General features: G+C 61.5%; 3 protein-coding genes. All 3 read right to left on the bottom strand.

Features of this window, described 5'->3' with window-relative positions; genetic code table 11:
- The coding region (locus ACZM96_RS10445) for a lysophospholipid acyltransferase family protein (RefSeq protein WP_489488980.1) at positions 1-614 on the bottom strand (614 nt) is incomplete at its 3' end.
- 14 nt (positions 615-628) lie between these two features.
- Positions 629-1,849 (bottom strand): replication-associated recombination protein A, encoded by a 1,221-nt coding sequence (locus ACZM96_RS10440; RefSeq protein ID WP_489488978.1) that lies wholly within the window; start codon positions 1,847-1,849, stop codon positions 629-631.
- A complete protein-coding gene (locus ACZM96_RS10435) occupies positions 1,846-2,580 on the bottom strand; it encodes a 16S rRNA (uracil(1498)-N(3))-methyltransferase (protein WP_489488976.1) in 735 nt (244 codons plus the stop codon). The genes ACZM96_RS10440 and ACZM96_RS10435 overlap by 4 nt, the downstream gene beginning before the upstream one ends.
- Positions 2,581-2,985: the final 405 nt, after the last annotated feature.

The following is a 2,985-nucleotide window of genomic DNA, read 5'->3' as shown; positions in this document are numbered from 1 at the left end:
AGGGAGCCTTCGCCCCAGGCGTCGGTCTTGAGGGCAATGGGAATCACCGGTACCTTGGCCTTGCGGGCGAGCTTGACGCCGAGCGTGTTGAAGTCTTCCGTTCTGACGTCGGGTCGGCGGCTGCCCTGCGAGAAGATGATGACGGAACGACCGGCCGAAAGATGCTTCATGCCGCCCTCAAGCACGATGGTCAGGTCTTCTCTGGGATTGGTTCTGCCGAGGGCCAGCGGATCGCGGGAGGCCAGCACCGGGCCGAGGCAGGGATACTTCAGCAGCGACTTCTTCACCACGAAGGTCACGTCCTTGCGCGGCTGGATGATGCACGGCAGAAAGAAGGTTTCCAGCGTGCTCATGTGATTGGACTCGAACACGCACGGCCCTTCGATGTCGAGATTTTCAACGCCTTCAATGACAACGGGCGCGCCTATGCGTTCCATGAGGCGGCCGACGAGAAAGCTGTCGTACACCCAGCGTTCGGCATTGTAGTTTCCTGCCGCGGCGATGCGGCCGGCGCGATACATGATGCCCGCGAGGGACAGATAGAAGCGCAGAGACGGAAAAGCTCCGGCCGGATGTCCCGGCGAGCGGTAATTGCAGGAAAAATGCTGTTCCATGGTCAGTCCGTTGGTTATTTCTTTTCTATGGGAGCGGCGCGGCGATGACGCCGATGCCAGGCGTTGAGACGCGGTTCGTCGCCCTGATCCTTGCTCTGATAGTAGCGGCGGGCGAGCACGGTTTCGGGCAGATATTCCTGATCCACCCATGCGCCGGGAAAGTTGTGCGGGTACAGATAGTCCTTGCCGTAGCCCCACTGTTTCTGCATCTTGGTGACGGCGTTGCGCAGATGCAGGGGAACGGGCTGCATGCCGTTGTTTTTGATTTCCCGCGTGACGTTGTGATAGGCGGCGTAGGTGGAATTGCTCTTCGGCGCGAGCGCCAGATAGACCGCGGTTTCCGCGAGCGGAATGTAGCCTTCCGGCATGCCTACGAATTCCACGGCCTGCTGACAGGCCACGGCCATGGGCAGCGCGTGGGGATCGGCAAGGCCCACGTCTTCCGAGGCCGAAAGAATGAGGCGACGGCAGATGAAGCGCGGATCTTCTCCGCCCTCAAGCAGACAGGCAAGATAGTAGAGCGCGGCGTCGGGATCGCTGCCGCGGATGGATTTTATCATGGCCGAGGCAAGCTCGTAGTGGCTGTCGCCGTCCTTGTCGTGACGGGCCACCATTTCGGGCATGACCTTCTGCACGTCGGCGAGCGTGCGCTGCTGTTCCGGAAGATTGGAGACGTATTCCACCAGATTGAGCAGCGTTCTGGCGTCGCCGTTGGAGAGCGCGGCCAGAAATTCCAGCACTTCTTCGGGGAAGACGGCGCCGGTCTTTTCCATGCCGCGGCGGGCGAGCGAGAGCAGATCGTCCCGGCCGAGGGGCTTCAGGCGCAGCACGTGAAGCCGGGAAAGAAGCTGTCTTGTCACGCTGAAGGAAGGATTTTCCGTGGTGGTGGCGATCATGGTCATTTCGCCGCTTTCCAGAATGGGCAGGAAGAAGTCCTGCTGCGCCTTGGAAAAGCGATGAAGCTCGTCGAGCACCAGAATTTCCACGCCGGCAAGCTGACGGCGCAGCTGCTGAATGCCCGCCTCGGGCGCGGAAAGACGGAGCATCTTTTTGCCCGTGGCCTTCGCCAGAAGCAGGGCCAGCGTGGACTTGCCGCAGCCGGGAGGGCCGAAGAGCAGAAGGCTCGGCAGATGAGGGGCGTCGAGCAGCGCCTGAATCTGAGCACGCAGGTGCGGCTGCCCGACAAAATGTTCCAGATCGGCGGGGCGCAGACTTTCCGGCAACGGACGGTTCATGCCTTTCCTCCGGGGTGCTGACGTTTCCACCAGTGCAGACCGAGGGCCATCATGGCGGCGGTTTCCCAGCGGAGCACGCGTTCTCCCATGCTCAGCGCCTGAAATCCGGCCTGAATGAGTCTTTCGGCCTCGTCCGGCGTGAATCCGCCTTCCGGGCCGATGACGCAGAGCGTGCGTCCCGGAAGACCGAGACAGGCTTCCGACATGAAGCTCTGTCCGGGCAGACCGCTTTCCAGCAGCACCTGCCTGTGTTCGAAGGCTTCCGAGGCTCGAATAAGCTCGTCCACGCCGCCGGGCAGGGTGCGCAGTTCCGGCAGCCAGGGGTTCCGGCACTGCTTGGCGCCTGCTACAAGAGAAGCGTGCCAGTTTTCCCGGGCGTCCTGCGGAACGGGAAACTGACTGCGTTTTGCCTGCCAGAACCACAGTCCCGCGGCTTCGAGCTCCACGGACTTTTCCAGTATCCAGCCGCGTCTGGCTTCCTTGCCCCAGCCCACGGCCAGAACGACGCCGGAAGAAGGACGCGGATGCACGGTGGTCTTGAGAACGCGCAGTCGGGCCGACTGTCTGCCAATCTGGAGAATGCGGCAGAGCGCTTCTTTTCCGACGCCGTCGAGCACGAGCACTTCATCGCCGGGATGCAGCCGGAGCACCCGGCCCATGTGATGCGCTTCCGCGCCGGAAAGTTCCAGTTCTTCCTGCCATTGTTCCGGCGGAAGATAAAACGTGTGCATGGTATTCTCCTGAAATATTGCCGATCTTCCCATTGATTATACCTGGTCGGCATGGTTTTGAAAAGTCCGGCGACAGGCCTTTCCCCGGCGGGAGCGTGAAAATTTTGCCGTTGTCCGGCCTGGGGGGGAGAATATTGCCCGGTTTGACCTTGCAGCGCCGCGTCGGAGGTCTTTTGCAGTCCGCGCCCGCGCGTCACGGACAAAGTTCTTTGCAGGGATAAGCCTTTCTGGGGCGGCACTCTCTTGCCTTGCTTTTGCCGGGGCATGGCCGAGGCTGGATGAGAATTCGTCATTCCGGCTCGGCAGGGAAGAAGGTCTCCCCGCGTCAGGATGCGCAGGGAGACGGCGTGTTTCAGGATCGGCAGCAACGAGAATCAGGCAAAGAAATGCAGCCAGAGCATGGAA

This window comes from Mailhella sp., assembly GCF_057866825.1.
This window is presented reverse-complemented; position numbering and strand designations above follow the sequence as displayed.

Excerpts from the sequence above, each read along its gene's own strand:
- ACZM96_RS10440 (WP_489488978.1), bottom strand. The coding sequence starts at position 1,849 with ATGAACCGTCCGTTGCCGGAAAGTCTGCGCCCCGCCGATCTGGAACAT.
- ACZM96_RS10435 (WP_489488976.1), bottom strand. The coding sequence starts at position 2,580 with ATGCACACGTTTTATCTTCCGCCGGAACAATGGCAGGAAGAACTGGAA.